The organism is Polyangium sp. 6x1 (genome assembly GCF_029946515.1).
Lineage (GTDB): Bacteria > Myxococcota_A > Polyangia > Polyangiales > Polyangiaceae > Polyangium.
This window is the reverse complement of sequence record NZ_JARZHH010000043.1, coordinates 25158-44363: the sequence shown is the minus strand read 5'-3', so window position 1 is coordinate 44363 and position 19206 is coordinate 25158. Positions and strand designations below refer to the sequence as shown.

At 67.9% G+C, this 19206-nt stretch carries 13 protein-coding genes; 7 read left to right on the top strand and 6 right to left on the bottom strand.

All coding sequences use genetic code 11. The features are described 5' to 3' along the window. Positions 1–37: 37 nt before the first annotated feature. From QHF85_RS32160 to QHF85_RS32140, 5 genes are all read right to left on the bottom strand, one after another. The gene (locus QHF85_RS32160) at positions 38–3184 is read right to left on the bottom strand and encodes a lamin tail domain-containing protein (protein WP_281331208.1); all 3147 of its coding nucleotides are present in this window, start codon (positions 3182–3184) and stop codon (positions 38–40) included. 170 nt (positions 3185–3354) lie between these two features. Continuing rightward, on the bottom strand, positions 3355–3828 hold the full coding sequence (locus QHF85_RS32155) for a pyridoxamine 5'-phosphate oxidase family protein (RefSeq protein WP_281331207.1): 474 nt from the start codon (positions 3826–3828) through the stop codon (positions 3355–3357). Between the two features lie 94 nt (positions 3829–3922). Further along, positions 3923–7021, bottom strand: a complete 3099-nt coding sequence (locus tag QHF85_RS32150; RefSeq protein ID WP_281331206.1) for an efflux RND transporter permease subunit — start codon at positions 7019–7021, stop codon at positions 3923–3925. A 33-nt stretch (positions 7022–7054) separates the two neighbouring features. After that, entirely contained in the window at positions 7055–8242 is a 1188-nt protein-coding gene (locus QHF85_RS32145) for an efflux RND transporter periplasmic adaptor subunit (RefSeq protein WP_281331205.1), read from the bottom strand. A gap of 5 nt (positions 8243–8247) precedes the next feature. Next, on the bottom strand, positions 8248–8943 hold the full coding sequence (locus tag QHF85_RS32140; RefSeq protein WP_281331204.1) for a TetR/AcrR family transcriptional regulator: 696 nt from the start codon (positions 8941–8943) through the stop codon (positions 8248–8250). Positions 8944–9055: 112 nt separating this feature from the next. Here QHF85_RS32140 and QHF85_RS32135 point away from each other — a divergent pair, with 112 nt between their 5' ends. The 4 genes from QHF85_RS32135 to QHF85_RS32120 all read left to right on the top strand — a co-directional run bounded on the left by QHF85_RS32135 (position 9056) and on the right by QHF85_RS32120 (position 15343). Then, complete coding sequence (locus QHF85_RS32135; protein WP_281331203.1) at positions 9056–10141, top strand: hypothetical protein; 1086 nt, start codon at positions 9056–9058, stop codon at positions 10139–10141. Positions 10142–10227: 86 nt separating this feature from the next. Beyond that, positions 10228–10917 carry a TetR/AcrR family transcriptional regulator gene (locus QHF85_RS32130; protein ID WP_281331202.1) on the top strand — a complete coding sequence of 230 codons (690 nt, stop codon included), beginning with the start codon at positions 10228–10230 and terminating at the stop codon, positions 10915–10917. Beyond that, entirely contained in the window at positions 10914–12146 is a 1233-nt protein-coding gene (locus tag QHF85_RS32125) for an efflux RND transporter periplasmic adaptor subunit (RefSeq protein ID WP_281331201.1), read from the top strand. The genes QHF85_RS32130 and QHF85_RS32125 overlap by 4 nt, the downstream gene beginning before the upstream one ends. A 2-nt stretch (positions 12147–12148) precedes the next feature. Continuing rightward, entirely contained in the window at positions 12149–15343 is a 3195-nt protein-coding gene (locus QHF85_RS32120) for an efflux RND transporter permease subunit (protein WP_281331200.1), read from the top strand. A 21-nt stretch (positions 15344–15364) separates the two neighbouring features. Here QHF85_RS32120 and QHF85_RS32115 read toward each other — a convergent pair whose 3' ends face one another. Further along, positions 15365–16123, bottom strand: a complete 759-nt coding sequence (locus QHF85_RS32115) for a hypothetical protein (protein WP_281331199.1) — start codon at positions 16121–16123, stop codon at positions 15365–15367. 60 nt (positions 16124–16183) lie between these two features. Between QHF85_RS32115 and QHF85_RS32110 the strand changes: the two genes are divergently transcribed. The 3 genes from QHF85_RS32110 to QHF85_RS32100 all read left to right on the top strand — a co-directional run bounded on the left by QHF85_RS32110 (position 16184) and on the right by QHF85_RS32100 (position 19205). Beyond that, a complete protein-coding gene (locus tag QHF85_RS32110; RefSeq protein ID WP_281331198.1) occupies positions 16184–16795 on the top strand; it encodes a hypothetical protein in 612 nt (203 codons plus the stop codon). 287 nt (positions 16796–17082) lie between these two features. Beyond that, the gene (locus tag QHF85_RS32105) at positions 17083–17769 is read left to right on the top strand and encodes a hypothetical protein (RefSeq protein WP_281331197.1); all 687 of its coding nucleotides are present in this window, start codon (positions 17083–17085) and stop codon (positions 17767–17769) included. Positions 17770–17792: 23 nt separating this feature from the next. Next, positions 17793–19205, top strand: a complete 1413-nt coding sequence (locus QHF85_RS32100) for a NosD domain-containing protein (protein WP_281331196.1) — start codon at positions 17793–17795, stop codon at positions 19203–19205. Position 19206 lies beyond the last annotated feature (1 nt).

The following is a 19206-nucleotide window of genomic DNA, read 5'->3' as shown; positions in this document are numbered from 1 at the left end:
GAAGGCCCGTGGGGGCCTTCCTCGGGGAGGCGGGACGTCAGGGCGTGACGCTGAGGATGGGCAGCTCGGTGATCTCGAACGAGAGGCCGCCGTTCGCGCCGGCGCCATTGAGGTCGCAATAGGTCCAGCTCGTGCCGGCGTTGCGGCTGAAGCGATAGACGTAGCGGTACGTGCCGGGCGTCGCGGGCGCGGTGAACGAGGCCTTGTACTCGTCGTCGTTGCCATCCTGGAGGTTGAACGTCGCCGGGACGAACGTGTACCCGCTCTGCGTGGTCGGGTTCACGTTCCCGGGGCCAAACCCGAGCTCGGCCACGATCGCGGCGTTCGCGCCGGCCGCCTCCGTGAAGCCGCTCTCGTAGACGCGACCGTAGATCGTCTCGCTCATTTGACCGGCGGCCACGGTGGTGCTCATCGGGAACTGGACGTTGCAATAATCCATTTCCTCCGAGACGCCCGACTCGTTCGCGGCCCCCGCGATGGGGCAGCTACAGGCGAGCGCGGCTGTCGACGAGTTGCGAGGCGCAACGGTGCCAACCGTGAAATCGGTCGCGTTCTGGTTCGTGTCCGTGCATCCGCCGTTGTTACGAATCGGGGTGGATGCATTGTTCGCGGGGGTGGGCGTCGGGCCCGTCCCCTCGTAACAGGTGGCGTTTCCGTAACCCACGAAATCGACGATCGTCGGGCTGGTGGGGCAAGCCGTCGTCAAGGCCGTCGTCGTGTTGACGAGCGCCACCTTGCCGCCGGTTCCACCCATGGCGATGTTGCCCGTCTGGTTCGGCGTCGGTAGGTCGGTCGTGCCTCCCATACCAGCAGCTTGCTGGATCAAGTAATACCCTCCAGGAGCGATTGTCCCGGTGAGCGCCATCGGGGTCCAGGCGGAGCCGGTCGCGCTTGCATATTGCACGCTCCATCCCGCGAGGTTCACCGGGGTCGTGCCGCGGTTGTGCAGCTCGATGAAGTCTTGCTTGTAGACCGCGCCTGTATTGCCACCAGCGCCGTATACCTGGCTGATCACGACCGAGCCCACACACGAGTTCGTCGGCTCCGCCGTCAAGAACCCGTCCGGCGTCGTGTAGACAGCGGCGAGCGCTGTGCCCGACGCATTCTTCGCACCCGTCGTCACGCGGATCTTGTACGCCGAGAAGTAAGAGAGCGCCGGCGCCGGGACGAGCGTCGCCACGGTGTTGCCCAGGGTCATCGTCGGCGCGGCCGCCTGGAATCCGAGGCACGTGGCAAAATCGTCCGTCGAGATCTGGATCGACCCCGTGCAGGCCCCGGTCTCGGTCGTCCCCGTCAGCGTGGCCGGATTCATGGCGGTGCTGAACGTGACGGCGATCGTCGAGCCAACCGGGACGTCGAGCGCCCCGTCCGCCGGCGTCGTGCTGACGACCGTCGGCGCCACCGGCGCGACGCACATCCCATTGGCGTCGCACTGCGTGCCACCATTCTGGTTGCACGGCGTGCCCGGGCTCGCGGGCGTCTGCGTCGGCGTCCCGTTGTTGCAGGTGTCGATCGTGCACTCGTTGCCGTCGTCCGGCAGATCGCTGTTGTCCGCCGCGGTCGTCGTGCCACCCGTGCCATTGCACACGGACACCGTGCAATCGCCGGGGATCTGCGTCGCGACCGGCGTGCCCGAAGCCGCATACGTCATGTCGCAGACGCCGGTATTGCAGACCGGCGCACCGCACTCGGTGACCTGGCCGGGGCAATCCGAGGCCATCGTGCAGCCGACGCACTGGCCCATGCCGTTGCACTGGTTGCCATTGCCGCAATCCGTGCCCGCCGGCAGGTTCGTGTGGGAGACGCCGCCCACCGGATCGCAGGCGTCGGCCGTGCAAGCGTTGTTGTCGTCGATGCTGACGGGCGTGTGGGAGACGCCGGTCGCCGGAGCGCAGGCGTCCGTCGTACAAACGCTGTTGTCGTCGATGTTGACGGGCGTGTGGGAGACGCCGGTCGCGGGATTGCACGCGTCCGTCGTGCAAAGGTCGTTGTCGTTGATGTTGACGGGCGTATGGGAGACGCCGGTCGCCGGATCGCACGCGTCCGTCGTGCAAAGGTCGTTGTCGTTGATGTTGACGGGCGTGTGGGAGACGCCGGTCGCCGGATCGCACGCGTCCGTCGTGCAAAGGTCGTTGTCGTTCACGGAGACCGGATTCTGCACCGGTCCGTTCGTCGGATCACACGCCGCCACGGTGCACGCATTGCCGTCGTCGGCCGGCAGATCCGTGGCGTCGTTCGTGGGGACGATATTGCCGCTGCCGTCGCACACGTCCCGCTTGCAATCGCCGTCCGTCGGATCGCCCGCGGCCGCGCCCTGCGCGGCAAAATTGAATCCGCAAGCGCCCGACGTGCAGGTGCGTGTCTGGCAGGCCGTGTCCTGGCCCTGGCAATCGTTCGTGGTCACGCAGCCGACGCACGCGCCCATCCCGTCGCAGAGCAGGTTCATGCCGGCGCCGCACGCCGTGCCGGACATCAGGTTCGTGTAGGTCGGGGTGCCATTCGAGCAGGAATCGCTCGTGCACTCGTTGTGGTCGTCCGGCAGGTCCGCGTCGTCATCGGCGCTGACCACGTTCCCCGCGCCGTCACACTGATCGACCTTGCAATTGCCGTCTTGCTGGGTCGTGACCTCGGTGCCGGCATTCACGAACGCCGTGCCGCACATCCCCGCATCGCAGGTGGCGACCACGCATTCGTTCCCCGTGGCCGGGCAATCCGTAGGAACGGTACACTGCGGGTTTCCGCCGCCAGCTCCGCCCGAGCCGCCCATTCCGCCGGTGCCGCCCATACCACCGGTGCCGCCCATACCGCCGGCGCCGCCCATACCGCCGGTGCCGCCCATACCGCCGGTGCCGCCCATACCTCCGGCGCCGCCCATACCCCCAGCGCCACCCATACCCCCGGTGCCGCCCATACCCCCAGCGCCACCCATACCCCCGGTGCCGCCCATACCCCCGGCGCCCCCGATACCGCCGGTGCCGCCCATGCCGCCGCCGCCCATGCCGCCGCCGCCGGGGCCCATGCCGCCGCCGCCGGGGCCCATGCCGCCAACGTTACCGGTCCCTCCCGTGCCTGGGCCCGTCGACTGGTCGATGTCACTCCGATCCACCGAGGCGATGATCTCACAGCCCGTGCCGGTGGAAAGGAGGGCGAATGCCATCAAGGTCAGCTTCGTGGTCCTGCGCATGATTGTCCCTCTGCGCCGCGTCTACCACGGAGGGCGGCCGGGACGAACGCAAAACCAGAGCCGGCCCGAGCGACTTCCTCCGAATGTCACGCAGAAGGACGAACCTCCCGCGTGTCCCGGGTGAAACCCTGTTCGGAGCCAGGCTTTTGACGGCGAACGTTGTGACAAACCTAACGAACGAGGGTCGGTCTCGGCCGCTTTCGCGCGCCGTCCTCGAAGCGCCCCGTCTTTTCGGTGAGGTGGATACGAAAAAGGTGTGCGTCCGGGTGAACCGCGCCTTGCCTGTGCGGTCCGAGCGGCCCGCGCGCGGTCTCGCCCGCCTCGCGCGAGAAATAACGCTCGAGGAGGACCTGCAGCGCATGCGCGGCGTCCGCTCCGGCGAGCTCCTCGAACGTGCCCCACGCGATCACGCTCCTCCAGTGCGCGGGCCCGTCGATCTTCTCGACCTCGACGCAGACCTCCGGGTTTTCGCGCATCATCGCGAGCTTCAAGCCCTCGGCCGTGTGGCTGTAGATGTAGTCGTCTTCGTACGCGTACGTGATGGGCACGACGTACGTGCGGCCGCCGGCATGGCAGCCGAGGTGGGCGATCATTTCGGTCCCAAGGACCCGCTCGATCTCGTCTTGGCTGAGGTTGCCGACCATGAGCGCGCGCCTCCTCCCTCACAGGCAGGGCAGCGGCTCCTTGGTGCTTCGATGTAGCGACGTCAACGCGCGGGGCCGCGAGGGCCCCGCCCGCTCATTCGGCGGCAGGCGCGGGCTCGGCCTCGCCCTTCACGATGCCGCGCGCCCGGAGCCACGCTTTCGCGTTCTCGATGGCGAGATACAGCGCGGGGATCACGATCAGCGAGAGCAACGTCGAGCTCACGACGCCGCCGATGACCGCGATGGCCATGGGCGCGCGGAACTCGCTGCCTTCGCCGTTCGAGATCGCGGTCGGCAGCATGCCGAGCACCATCGCCGCGCTCGTCATCAGGATCGGGCGGAGCCGCTCCGGGCCGGCCTCCAGGATGGCCTGCAGCGGCGTCTCGTTGTTCTCGCGCACGCGCACGATCGCTCGGTCCACGAGCAAGATCGCGTTCTTCGTGACCAGGCCCATGAGCAGGATGATCCCGATCATCGCGCCCATGGCCATCGACGTATCCATCAAGAAGAGCCCCAGGATCGCGCCGACGAGCGCGAGCGGCAGGGTCATCATGATCGTCAGCGGGTGAATGAAGCTCTCGAACTGCGACGCGAGCACGAGGTAGATGAAGATGACCGCGAGCAGGAGCGCCGTCCCCATCGAGGAGTTCGTGTCGTTCATCTGCTCGATTTGCCCGTCGTAGGCGAGCGACGTGCCCTTCGGCCTCTGCAGCGCGTCGATTCGCGGCATGAGCTCGCCGACGATCTCGCCGAGCGAACGGCCACGCGGCGTCGCCCACACGGCGATCTGCCGCTGCCGATCCTCGCGCTCGATCACCTGCGGACCCTCGCCCATTTCGAGCCGAGCGACGTCGGCGAGCGCCACGGCGCCCCGCGGCGACCACAACGTCAGCCGCGAGAGCTCGGCCGGAGAAGCCCGATCCTCCTCGCGCATCTGCACCCGGATCGGCACCTCGTCCTTGCCTTGCCGGAGCTTGCTCGCCTCCTCGCCCTCGATTGCGGTGCGCAGCGTCATCGCCACCTGCGCCACGCTGATGCCCTGATCGGCCGCGCGCTGCCGGTCCACCTTCACGCGCATCTCGGGCTTGCCGGGCGAGAACTTCACCTGCACGTCCGTCACGCCCGCCGTGGTCTCGAGGACCCTGGCGACCTGATCGGCGAGGGCGCGGATGTCGTCGTACGACTCACCCCGCACGTTGATCATGATGGGCGCCTGCACGCCCGCGCCCTCCACGAACTCGGGCTCCGTGATGACCACGTTCGCTCCGGGCACGGCCTTCGCGATCGCGCGCACGTCGTCCTTGATGGCATCGAGCGGCATCGTCCGCTCGTGTTTCTTCGTCGTCAGGATGCGGTAATGCGCCTTGTTCACCTCGCCGCTCGGCCCGAGCGTCACGTAGAGCGTCTTGATCTGCGGGTGCGCGAGCAGCTTCTTCTCGGCTTCGTGCGATTGCGTGGCGAGCTCGTCGAGCGACGTCCCCGCGGGCAGCTCGATCTCGACCATCATCTCGCCGCGATCCTCCGGGTTGACGAAGTCCGAGCCCATGAGCGCCATGAGCTGCCCCGAGCCGATGAGCGTGCCGAACGCGAGCAGACCCACCACGAGCTTGTGCTTCACGACCCAGCCGAGCAGGCCCCGGTAGGAATCGTCCATCGCCCGGAAGACCCATTCGAACGGCCGCTTGAGCCAGGCGAATGGATCCTTCGCCCCGTGCTCGAGCGATTTCGAGAACCGCGACGAGAGCATCGGATCGAGCGTGAAGGCCACGAAGAGCGAAACGAGCACCGCGCCCGAGACCGTGAGCCCGAATTGGCGGAAGAACTGGCCCACGATGCCGCCCATGAACGCCACGGGCACGAAGACCGCCACGATCGTCAGCGTCGTCGCGAGCACGCTGAGCGCGATCTCCTTCGTCCCGTTCAGCGCGGCTTCCATGGGTGGTTCGCCGCGCTCGAGGTGCTTGAAGATGTTCTCGCGCACCACGACCGCGTCGTCGATGAGAAGGCCGATCGCCAGAGACAGGCCGAGCAGCGTCATCATGTTCAGCGTGAAGCCGAGCACGTACATCAGGAAGAACGTCGCCACGACGCTCGTCGGCAGCGCGACGGCGCTGATCAGCGTCGAGCGCAGATCGAGCATGAAGATCAGGATGATCAAGATCGCCATCGCGCCGCCGAACCAGATGGCGATCTGCACCTCGTGCGCGTTCTCCTCGATGAACGTCGATTGATCCATGATCAGCGACGTCTTGAGGTCCTCGGGGAACTGCTTTTCGAGCTCTGCGAGCTTCGCCCGCACGCCCTGGCAGATCTCGACCGTGTTGCGGCCGCTCTGCTTGACGACCTCGAACGCCACGGCTTCGTCGTTGTTCACGCGAATGCGCGTGCGCATGTCCTCGAAGCCGTCCTGCACGTCGGCCACGTCGCGCAGCCGCACGGACGAGCCGTCGCGGGCCATCGACACCACGAGATCACGCAGCGTGTCGACCGCCTCGAGCTCGCCCATCGCGCGCACGCTGATCTCACGCGTGCCCTGCTCGTAGCGCCCCGCGGGCACCGTCAGGTTCGCGCCCTGGATCGCCGCCACGATCTGCGCAGGTTGCACGCCGAGCGCGTCGATCCGCGCCCGATCCAGGAGCACCTTCACCTCGCGCTCGGCGCCGCCGCGGATGTTCACCGCCGCCACGCCGTCGACCTGTTCGAGGGACGGCCGGATCACGTCGTCGGCAAAATTCCGGATCTGGCTCAACGAGCGTTGCCCGCGGAGCGTGTAGACGAGGACCGGCGCCGCGCCCGTGTCGAGGCGCGAGATCACGGGCTCCTCGATGTCCTTGGGCAGCCTGAAACGGGCTTGCGCCACGCGCTCGCGCACGAGCTGCGCCGCCTCCTGGATGTCCACGTCGAGCTTGAAGATCACGACCGTGGTCGACACGCCCTCCCGCGAGAACGAGCGCACGCGGTCGATGCCGTTCAGCGACACGACCGCGTCTTCGATCGGCTTCGAGACCTGCGTCTCGATCTCCGCCGGGCTCGCGCCCGGATACACGATCGTCACGCTGGCGACGGGGAAGGAGACGTCCGGGAAGAGATCCGTGCCGAGGCGCTTGTAGCCCACGACGCCGAGAACGAGCAGCGCCACCGCGACCATCACCGTGAAGACGGGCCGCTTGATGGCGATCGCCGAGAGGTTCATGAGATGTCCTCTTTCGCCTGAAAATTCAGCCGATCACTTCGCCGGCGCCGCCGGAGCGGGACCGAGATCGAGCGCGTCGCCTTCCTTCACCTCGGGGCTCGGGTTCGCCACGACGGACGCCCCAGCCTCGAGCCCCTTGCGCACGTACAGCGAGCCGTCGGGCGCGATCGTGAACGAGACCCGCACGAGGTGCGCCTTTCCGTCCTGCACCACGACGATCTCGTCCTGCGCCCCGGGCCGAAGCGCCGAAGCGGGGAGCCTGAGCACCTCGATCGTCTCCGCAGCCACGATCTGCGCGCGGACGAACGATCCCGAGAGCAGGCCGACCTCGGCCCCATTCGGGATCTCCGCGATCACCGGGACCCTGCGCGTCTGCGGATCGAGCGATCCGAGCACCGCCGTCACCTTGCCCGTGGCCTTCGGCGCGCCGTCGATCGACACCGCGGCGCCGACCTCGAAGACGTTCGCGTCATTCTCGGAGACCGACGCCGAGAGCTTGAGCACCGACGTGTCTTCGAGGTGATAAAGCGGCTCACCCGGGGCGACGATCTTGCCGATGCCGTTCGGCGCGCGCGTCACGAGCCCGCCGAAGGGCGCCCCGAGCGTCGCATTGCCGACCGACACCGACACGAGCCGCGCCTGCGCGCGCGCCTGCTCGAGCTGCGCCGCCGCGAGCAGCGCCCGCTGCGTCGACGTCGTCTTCTCCGCTTCGGGCACCGCGCTCTGCTGGAAGAGCGTATCCGAGCGTTTTTGCGCGTCCTTCGCCATTTCGAGCGAGATCTCGGCCACGCGCACGCCCGTCTGCGCGACGTTCGCTTGCGCCGAGGCCTCGGACGCGTCGACCACGCCGAGGACCTGCCCCGTCTTCACGACGTCGCCGACCTTCGCCTTGATCGCGAGCAGCCGCCCGCCGGCCTTGAAGCCCACGTCGGCCTGCTGGATCGGCTCCAGCGTGCCCGTCACGGCGACCCGCGGCTGCCAGCGCATCGCCTCGGGCTTCGCGAGGAGCGTGCCGCCGCGCGCCGTCACTTTCGGCGGCGCCGCCGCGCTCCCCGGCGCCGCGGCGTGCTCCGCCGTCACGGCCGATTGCGCCTCGATGGCCTTTTTCTGGGCCATCTTGGCCTTCACGCGGACCCCGATCAGCCCCCCGGTGCCCAGCACGATCGCGAGGGCGATCAGCTTGCCCGCGCCAAACTTTTTCGTCGTACCCGTCGTTGCCACGGTGCTCATCCTGCTTTCGCCCTCGACCTGGGTTCTCGCGGGCGCTCGTCCCGCTCCCGGTTCTTCGTGACCGTCCGGTCAACTACCGCGCTCGACGCGGCGGAAAGGAGCCCCCGCGTGAGCAAATCCAGCGCTTGACGCGCCCAGCCCTCGATGTCCGGGCGCCGCGGCTGCTTGATGATCTCGCGCACCAGCCGCTCGTGTGTGCCTGCGATGAGCCGCGCGACGATCGCCGGCTCGATGTCGTCGCGGTAAAGCCCCACCTCCACGCCGCGCCGGAGCCACATCTCCGACTGCTGCTCGATTCGCTCGGCGAACGCGTCCACCAGGTACGCGTACGGCGTCCCGCCGCCGCCGGTCAGGATCATCCCCAAGATCCCGCGGTTCTGCCAGCAGAACTCGAGCAGCTCGACGACGTGGGCGATGCGGCTCTCGAAGAGCGCCTCGATGCTCTCGGGCGGCGCGCACTCGTCGAAGCGCCCGGCCTCCACGCAGGCCGCGAGCCGCGCCACGACGCCCTCCACGATCTGCCGGAAGCAATCCTGCTTGCTCTTGAAATGCAAGTAGAAGGCGCCCTTCGATACGCCTGCTCGGATCGTGATGTCTTCCACCTTGGCCGCGGCCAGGCCGTTCTCGGCGAAAATGGCTTCCGCGGCCCGGAGGAGGTCGATGCGCGCGCGTGGGTCGGCGATACGAGGCATTACTGACCGGTCGGTCACTATGGGGGGATGGGCCCTGCCGGTCAAGAGGGCTCGGGCCCCCTCGGCTTCCGCGCTACCATGGGGCGTCCTTGCTTCTCCGAGGAGGCTTTCCATGCGTATGCTCCCCCGTTTGTCGCTTGGTCTCGCCGCGGCTGCCCTCGTCGCAGTCGCTGCCCCACAGCCTGCCCGCGCCTGCCCGCCGCCGCTGCCGGGCCTTTCCAACCACATCCCCGAGAACGGGGCAACGTACCCCATGAACGCGGCGTTGTTCTTTTCAGGTCATTCGATCTCCCTCGATGCGGTCACGGTCACCGTCGACGGCAACCCCGCGTCGCTCGTGCCGGTCGCGGACGAGGTGCTGAAGGGGCTCGGCGGGTTCGTCGTGCGCATCGACCCGACCCCGTCGGTCGGACAGGTCGTGAAGGTGGCCGGCGATTTCTGCACCCCGGGCGAGACGTGTGAACCGAAATCGATTGTGTTCACGACGAGCGCGCCGGACACGACGGCGCCCGCGCCCGTGAAGAGCCTGAGCTTCGACGTCTACGACTACCCCGATTTCAAGTCGAGCGGCGGCGATTGCCAGAGCGACAGTGATCTCGCGTATTTTCTGCACGTCGACGCGGACGACGCGGCAGACGGCGCGGCGCCCGAGGTGTGGCGCGTCGAGGCGTTCCGGGACGCGGCGATGCAGGACCTCGCATTCTCGCGGTCGCTGTTCGCCGGCAGCGCGATCCGGTTCTACAAGCTCGCCCTGGAGCTCGCTGGCGCCGAGCCGGCGACGGCCTTCACGTTCCGCGTGACGACCCACGACGCCGCGGGACAATCCGGCGGATCCAGTGTGGTCTCGCTGCCTTGCCACGTGCGCGTCGATCCGCCCGGCATGGCGCCGCAGTGGACCCCCGACGAGCCGATGTGGACCACGGCGGACATCCTCCCCGGCGGCGCCTGCGACGGAAGCGGAGGCGGCGGCGGAAGCGGCGGAAGCGGCGGAAGCGGCGGCGGAAACGGCGGCGCGGGCGGAAGCGGCGGCGCAGCCGGAAACGGAGGCGCGGGCGGAAGCGGCGGCAGCAGCGGCGATGACGCGTCCTGCGCAGTCGGCGCTCCCGGCGACGCGCGCTCGGGGATCGCGGGGCTCGGACTCCTCGGAGTGATGTGGTCTGTTTCACGAGCGCGCCGTCGACGCCCCGCCTCGTCGTGACCCTGCCTCGTTAGCTAACCCTCTCGATCTCGACATTTCTTGCGAGGTCGTTGCGCACGTTCAAAAGATGAGCGACGGTTCATCCCGTGAGCAACTCGTCTGCACGACGAACGCCGCTGCCACGTCGACGCGACGAGGCCAAGGCGCTCTTCCGTAACGCGATCCTCGACGCCGCCGAGCACGTCTTCGCCAAGCAGGGCTTCCACGGCGCGCGCATCCAGGACATCGCCGACCACGCGCGAATCGCCGTGGGCACCGTCTACAACCACTTCGAGCAGAAAGAAGACGTGCTCCACGCGTTGCTCGAGGTGCGGCTCGAGCAGATGATCGGGAGCCTCAGCCCGCAGCCCGCCGATCCCGAACCCTTTGACCAGAAACTGACGTGCTGCGTCATCCGCACGCTGCAGTTCGTCGACGCGCACCGCGACTTCCATCAGGTCGCGCTCGACTGCGGGCTCTTTGCGAAGGGCACGGCCTCGGCCTCGAACATCCTCAAGGAAAAGGCCGTGGCGCACTTCGAGAAGCTTCGCGCCACGATGCTCACCCTCGTGAACGATGGGATCCAGTGCGGCGCGCTCCGGCCCATGGATCCCGTGCCGCTCGCGCGCGTGCTCGGCGGCCTGATCCGCTCCTCCTCGATCAGCATGGTCATGGAGCAGAGCCATCCCGACCTCGAAGCCGAAGCTTCGCTTCTGGTGGACCTTTATTTGAACGGCGCGGGCAGGGCCGATCGCCCCGGGCGCCCGCGTGATGAAAGCGATCTTGGAGAACGATGATGCGTCTTGATCAATCCGCGTACGTCGCCGCGCTCGCGCTGCTTCTTTCGCTCACGCCCTCGTGCGCCAAGAAGAACGCAGAGCAGAAGGCCAAACCCGCGGAGAGCGCCACCGCCGAGCCCACGCCGGCGGTGAAGTTCGCGAAGGTCACCGAGCGCAAGCTGTCGCCCACGCTCGAGCTGACCGGCACGCTCGCCGCCGACGAGACCAGCGAGGTCGCCGCCGCGACCTCCGGCATCGTCACGAAGGTCGAAATCGACGTCGGCACGCGCGTGAAGAAGGGCGACATCCTCGTGCAGCTCGACAGCCGCGATCCGGCCCTGCGCGCACAAGCCGCCGACGCGTCCGCGACCCAGGCATTGGCCAAGCTCGGCGTGAAGGCGGGCCAGAAGTTCGATCCGAACAACGTGGCCGAGGTCCGCGCCGCCAAGGAGAACATGGACCTCGCCGTGTCCGAGGCCGATCGGACGAAGAAGCTCTACGAGGGCGGATCGATCTCGGCCTCCCAGTGGGATCAGGCGCGATCGCGCGCCGAGCAGGCGCGCGCGCAGTACGAGGGCGCGCTGAACGGCGCGGCGCAAGGCTGGGCAGGCCTCGCGGCCGCGCAGTCCCAGGCGAACCTCGCGCGCAAATCGGTCGCCGACACGAGCATCCGCGCGCCCTTCGACGGCGCCGTCGCCGAGCGCCGCGCCACGGTCGGCGAGTTCGCGCCGATGGGCAAGGTCGTCGCCGTCGTCGTGCGCGACGAGACGCTGCGGCTGCGCATCGACGTCCCGGAGACGGAGGCGTCGAAGGTCACCGTCGGCAAGGAGGTGACGCTCACCGTCTCCGCGCACCCGGGCAAGAGCTTCAAGGGCCTCGTGAAGCGCGTGGGCGCGAGCCTCAAGGCGCAGTCGCGCACGCTGCCGATCGAGGCCGAGGTCACGAACGCGGACGGCCAGCTCAAGCCCGGCTACTTCGCGCGCGCGTATGTCGAGCTCGGCGAGGCCGACACGAACGCGATCTTCGTCCCCCGCGCCGCCGTCGGATCGAGCGGCAGCGCGAGCCGCGTCTTCGTTCGTTCGGGCAGCCGCGTCATCGAGCGCATCGTCACGCTCGGCCGCGAGATCGACGGTGAGGTCGAGATCCACGGCAACATCGGTCCGAACGACGAGGTCGCCATCGAGCGTGTCGACCTCTTGCAGGATGGCGCCGACGTGAACGTCGCCAACGCGCCCGGAGCGAAGTAACCATGCAATGGCTCGCAGCGATATGCGTTCGAAGGCCCGTCTTCGCGACGGTGATCGTGCTCATCCTGACCGTGGTCGGGGTGTTCTCCTACGCGCAGCTCGGCCTCGATCGGTTCCCGAAGGTCGACTTCCCGGCCGTCGTGATCACCACGATCCTGCCGGGTTCGGCGCCTGAAGAGGTCGAGACGGAGATCTCGGACAAGATCGAGAGCGCCGTCAACACGATCAGCGGCATCGACGAGCTCCGCAGCTCCTCCTCGGAGGGCGTGAGCATGGTCATCGTGACGTTCGTCCTCGAGAAGGACGTCGACGTCGCCTCGCAAGAGGTCCGCGACAAGGTGAACGCGGTCCTCAACGAGCTGCCGCCGGGCATCGAGCAGCCCGTGATCGCGAAGATGGATCCGGACGCCGCGCCGATCCTCACGCTCGCGCTCTCGGGCCCGGGCAACGTGCGCGACGTCACGGAGACCGCGGACAAGGTCGTGCGCCGGCAGATCGAGTCGATCAACGGCGTCGGCCAGGTGACCCTGATCGGCGGTCGCCCGCGGCAGATCAACGTCTGGATCGACCCGGAGAAGCTCCAGAAGTACGGCATCTCGGGCCCCGAGGTCGAGCGCGCGCTGAAGACGCAGAACATCGAGCTGCCGAGCGGGCGCGTCGAGCAAGGCTCGCGTCAGCTCACGCTCCGCACGCGCGGCCGCGTGGAGTCGGTCCGCGAGATGGGCGAGATCGTGGTGGCCACGCGCGACGGTTATGGCGTGCGCCTGAGCGACATCGGCGAGGTCGAGGACGGCACGGCCGAGCCCGAGTCCGTCGGCTTCAAGGGCCAGCGCGCGACGGTCGTGCTCAACGTCCGCAAGCAGAGCGGCACGAACACGGTCGAGGTCGTCAATACCGTCAAGGAGCGCCTCGGCGAGCTCGGCAAGCGCCTGCCGCAGGGCTACACGATCGACATCGCCCGTGATCAGTCCGAGTTCATCGAGAACTCGATCCACTCGGTGAAGGAGCACCTCGTGCTCGGCGCCATCTGCGCGGCGCTCATCGTGTTCGCGTTCCTCGGCAACGCCCGCTCCACGATCATCGCGGCCGTCGCCATCCCCACGAGCGTCATCAGCACCTTCGGCGTCATGCGCGCCGCGGGCTTCACGCTGAACTCGATCACGCTCCTCGCCCTCACGCTCGCCGTCGGCATCGTCATCGACGACGCGATCGTGGTCCTCGAGGTCATCTTCAAGCGGATCGAGGAGAACGACGAGCGGCCCATGCAGGCCGCGATCAACGGGACGAAGGAGATCGGCCTCGCCGTGCTCGCGACGACGCTCTCGCTCATCGCGGTCTTCCTCCCTGTCGCGTTCATGGGCGGCATCGTCGGCCGCTTCATGAGCTCGTTCGGCTTGACCATGTCGTTCTCGATCATGGTGAGCCTCGTCGTGAGCTTCACCCTGACGCCGATGATGTGCGCGCGGTGGCTGCGCAAGCACGTGAAGAAGGCGAACGACGGCAAGGAAAAGGCCGCCGCGGCCCCGACCCCCGCCCCGAGCCATGGGCACGGGCACGGCCACGGCCACGGCGAGTCGACGGGGATCTACGGCGCCATCGAGCGGGCCTACGTGCGGATCCTCCGCTGGTCGATGGCGCACCGCTGGGTGATCGTGGTCTCGTGCGTCGTCGCGCTCTTCTCGATTCCGGTCCTCGCGGGCCGCGCCAACGCGAACTTCCTCCCCGACGAGGACGAGTCGCAGTTCCAGGCGAGCATCCGCGCGCACGAGGGCACGAGCCTCGACGAGATGCGCCTCATCGCGACGCGCATCGTCGGGGATCTCGAGAAGATCGAGGGCGTCGCCTACGCGATCACGACCGTCGGCGACGACGCGCAGAAGACCCCGAACCTCGCGAGCCTTTACGTCAAACTCCTCCCCGCAGACCAGCGCAAGTTCTCGCAGCAAGAGCTCATCGACAAGGCGCGCACGGAGCTCTTGCCCAGGTACGGCAAGGACTACCGGATCTCGATCGGCCCCGTGAACTCGATGGGCGGCGGCGCGAACTACCCGGTCATGTACCAGATCACCGGCCCGGACATGACGAAGATCTCGTCCTACGCCGAGGCGCTGCTCGCCAAGATGAAGACGCTGCCGGGCGTCGTCGACGCCGACACCTCGCTCATCCTCGGCAAGCCCGAGCTCCGCGCGCACATCGATCGCGAGAAGGCGGCGGATCTCGGCGTCAGCGTCGCCGACATCGCGAGCTCGCTCCGCCTGCTCGTCGGCGGCTACGAGGTGACGAACTACAACGAGAAGGGCGAGCAATACGAGGTCCACGCCCGCGCGGTGCCGAGCTACCGCTCGAACGTCGAGGGGCTCAAGCGGCTCACGGTGCCCTCGACGCGGCTCGGCACGGTCTCGCTGGAGAACCTCGTGTCGTTCACGGAGGGCTCGGGCCCGTCGAAGATCGACCGCTACAACCGGCAGCGGCAGGTCATGCTCATGTGCAACCTGCAGAAGGGCTTCTCGGAGCGTACGGTCATCGAGGCGCTCGACAAGGCCGCGAAGGACCTCGGCATGGAGGCGGGCTACTCGGCGAGCGCGACGGGCCGGTCCCGCGAGCTCGGCCGCGCCGCGAGGAACTTCGGCCTCGCCTTCCTGCTCTCGTTCATCTTCATGTACCTCGTGCTCGCGGCGCAGTTCGAGTCGTGGCTGCACCCGATCACGATCCTGCTCAGCCTCCCGCTGACGGTGCCGTTCGCGATCCTGAGCGTGATCATCTTCCGGCAATCGCTGAACATCTTCTCGATGCTGGGCATCCTCGTGCTCTTCGGCGTCGTGAAGAAGAACTCGATTCTGCAGATCGATCACACGCTCAAGCTGCGCGAGTCGGGTTTGCCGCGCCTCGAAGCCATCCTGCTCGCGAACAAGGATCGTCTCCGGCCGATCCTCATGACGACGGCGGCGTTCGTGGCCGGCATGATCCCGCTCGTCATCTCCAGCGGCGCGGGCGCCGGCACGAACCGCGCGACGGGCTTCGTCATCATCGGCGGCCAGTCGCTCGCGCTCCTGCTCACCCTGCTCGCGACGCCGGTCGCGTACTCGCTCTTCGACGATCTCTCCGTCTGGGTGCGCAATACGCTCAAGCTCGGCTCGAGCGACGACGAGTCCACGAACGCCGACCCCGATCCGGCCCCCGCGCCGGGCGGGGAATGACGTAACCGTCCCGCCTCGCCTCTACGCCTGCGGGAGGGTGTCGTTCGCGACCGAGCGTCCGACGAGCCCGAGCAGGACACACATCAGCCACAAGACCCACCCACCGATCTGCCATCCCGTGCTCTCGGGGACCGTGGCGGCGACGGCCGCTACCCCGAGGCACGGGTAGACGATGCAGCCGACGCCGCTCGTCTGGACGGTCTCCGGCGGAGCGTTGAGCTCGAATCGTTTGCCGCCGGCCGGGAGGAGCTCGATCGCCTCGTCGGTGTTCCGGAAGGGATGGCTCGCGGCCAAGGCCTCGGGGAGCGCGCAGGTGAGGACGAAGCTCTGCGTGGGGGCGACCTCGAAGGAGAAGCGCTGCTGGACGCCCCCGTCCTCGCGGGTCACGGACTCGGTCAGGTTGCGACGCGCGCCGCCGAACGAGTGGACCTTGAGGCGCTTTTCGGCGGGCATTCGAAACGAGCGGCCGCCGTCGTCCGTGAGCAGGACGCTCGCCGTGTCGAGCTCGGGCGCGCCCGAGAGGTTGTCGGCGGTCTCGGCGGAGGTGCCGAGGTTGACGAGCTGGGCGCCGCCAGCGTCGACGACGCGGACGCGGAGGCGCGCGAGGCCCGGGCTGAGATCACCGGGCGCGCGGACCTCGCTTCCGATCTCGGCGCGCCGCTCATTTTCGCGGCGGATGCGCTGCGATTCACGGAACGACGCGGCGGCATACGCCAAGGCGATGAGGGCGGGGACGCCGATGCCGATGCCGTTGCGGAGCAGGGCGGTGGGGTCGTTCACGAGGGGGGAGGATAACCTGGGTGGGGGAGGGGAGGACGTCCCGTGGTAGGGTGAGGCGTCGTGCACGATTCGGGAGGAGGCATGGGAAAAGGACAGGGGGGTGCAGACGGGAGTGACTTCACCCATCACACGCAAAGCGGTGACATGGATTGCGGTCTCGCGTGTCTGCGCATGGTCCGGGATTGGTTGGGTCTGGGGGTACCCGAGCCCGAGCTGCGCAAGGGGTGGTCACGGGAAAAGGGAATAGATCCGGAGCCGATGGGTCTTGCCATTGCGAGTCTGGTTGGCAAGCGAGCCGAGGAACTTAGGTCTCGCGATGAAGTTCAGAAGCTCGTGGTCGAGAAAACGTCTCGCGATAAAGTCCAGACGCTCGTGGCAGAGCAAACGGCAAACCTGTTGAGCTACTCGGAGAAGTACCTTCTGGTCTTGTTGATCTCTTACTGGAACGAGGATGGCAACAATCCTCGCCACTGGATCATCGCGCGAAATTTTCGTGTGCTTTTCAATGAGTTCTCCACGAAGAAAACGAAGGCCAAGTCGCCGAAGCAAAGGGAGCTCGTGGCCCTCGTGCACGACCCGCTCCAGACATGGCCTTATCGACAGGCTTGGGCATCCATCCTCGCCGCGCCCGTTCTTCACGGGTTCTTGTTGACGAACCCCAAGGCTCAATAGGCGAGCCTCAGCGCTTGGATCGGGTACCTGCGGGCCCGGTTGGTGATCCTCAGCGTTCCGAGCGGGGGCCGGGCGCTCCGGAAGGCGGAGGCGCAGCGTTCGGATCGGGTACCGGACCTCCCGGGGGGCGCCAAAGCGTTCGGATCGGGTACCGGGCCTCCCGAAGCGCGATTCCTCCCGCCCGGATCGGGTACGGGGCGGCCCGGGACGCCGCCCCCAAAACCCTCTTGCGCCAGTTCCCCCGATCCGTTCCAATCCGAACACCCCTGATACGTTCGGAGGAACCCATGCCCACCATCCAGAGCGGCGGCAGCCCCGGGACACGGATCGAAGCCGGCGACGCCGTTCTCAGCGCCGCCGCAGCCATCGATACGGCCCCGATCGCTGCGCGGGTCGCCGCATTCCAGAAGGTCCACGCCGACTACAGCGCCACCGACGCCGCCGCACGAAAGGCGAGCGACGCTCTGCGCGCGCAGCAGGAGAAGGTCGCCGAGGCCGACGTCGACCAGGACGCTTCGGTCGATGCCCTCGCGAGCGCGCTGCCTGCCGATGGGCTGCCCCGCCAGAACCCGTTCAAGCCCCTCGGCGCGCCCGCGCCGAACAAGGTCAAGGAGACCGGGTACGCCAAGGAGGCCAAGATCCTCCTCGGTCTCGAGAAAGCCATCCTCAAGAAGAAAGCTTCCTACTCCCAGCAAAGCCTCGACGCCGCGAAGGCAGTCGGCAATGCCGCCCGCAAGGTCGAAGCCGCCCTCAAGCCCATCGCCAAGCTCGAAAAGACCCGCGCGGACGCGATCGCGAAGCGCGATGCGCTGGAGCAGGCCTGGGAGACGGCCTTCGCGAGCCTCAAGCGCGGAGCCAAGGCGGCCGAGGACGAAGGACACCGCGGCCTCCATGCGGCGCTCTTCGAGAGAGCGGCCCCAGCCAAGAAGAAGACGCGCGCCAAGAAGACTGACGAGGCCAGCGCCCCCGCCTGAGCCCGCTGTGTTACCCTGACCGCATGCTTATCCTTTCACGTCCTTCCGTCGTAGTCCTCCTCACGTCTCTCGCGCTCGCCTCTGCCGGCTGCGGCGTCACCGTCACCGGGGGCGGGTCCTCTGGCGCGGGCCCCTCTGGTGATGGGGGCGGAGGCGGGTCCTCGGGCGAGGGGGGCGGGGGCGGGTTCTCTGGCGAGGCGGGCGGGCCCGGGTCGAATCCACCTGGCCCCGATCCCCAAATCCCACCCGCCTTCACCGAAATCACCGTCCCCCTCGCGGACGTCCTCCAGGGGCGCGACGGCGTCCTCGATATCGTCCGCCTCTTCCCGGACAAACCCGCCGTCGAACAGATTCTCCCGGTCTCCGCCGATACCACCTCGATCACCCTCCCGTTCGAGGGCGCCGGGGTCCTTGCGTACTCCCTCCTCGGCACCCAGGGCGCCCTCTTCGAATCGCACGGCGCGACCTCGGATTGCTTGCCGTCGATCGGGCAGGGGATCCCCGAGGTCCTCGAAGTCCCGAACGAGTTCGCCACGATCCAGGCCGCGATCGACGCCGCCGCGCCCGGCGACCGAGTCTTCGTCCACCCGGGCACCTATCACGAGCACCTTCGCCTTCGCTCCGGCGTTCGCCTCGTCGGCGCGGGCGCCTGGCAGACCGTCCTCGACGGCGACGGCTTGCCCGAGAACCTCATCGATATCACCGGCGCCGGGGACGTCGTCGTCCGCGGCTTCACCCTACGCAACGTCGGGCAGGGCCAGGGCTGCGCGCAACCCGAAGATCCCTTGCTGTGCGGCGGCAACTGGTATCGCGCCGCCATCTACGGCGATGGCCACGATTCGTTCGCCGACACGCTCGGGAACCCTACCGCCTGCGCGGAGACGAGCATCCAGATCACGCAGAACATCATCGATGGCAACGACATCGGCGTGATGTTCTATTTCCACGCCCGCGGCGTCATCCACAACAACATCTTCGTCGGCAACCGCGTGGCCTTCGCCGGCGGTTATCTGAATGACTACGCGCTCGTCGCCAGCAACGTCTTTTACGACAACACCCAGCTCGCCATCGCCGGCCATTCCGCTTACCTCGACATCCTCAACAATGTCGTCGTCAAGTCGAGCGTCGGCGTCAAGGAGCAGTACCCCCAGACCGGGCGTATTCGTTGCAATGTCTTCTTCGATGTCGACAACATCGGCGAACTTGTCGACTTCGGCGAGGAGGCGGGCAACGTGATCCTCGATCCGGACTTCTTCTCGCCCGCCGATCGCGATTTCCGCCTCGGCATCGACCTCGGCGCGGCCGGCCTCGGCTGCCCCGCCCCGGGCCTTCACAACGTGGAAAACGCGAGCGCCGAGCCCGGCGCGTTCGGCGGCGCCATGGGCGGCTGGCACATGCAATCGATCACGCCCGCGGACATCGTCCCCGGGCCCTGAT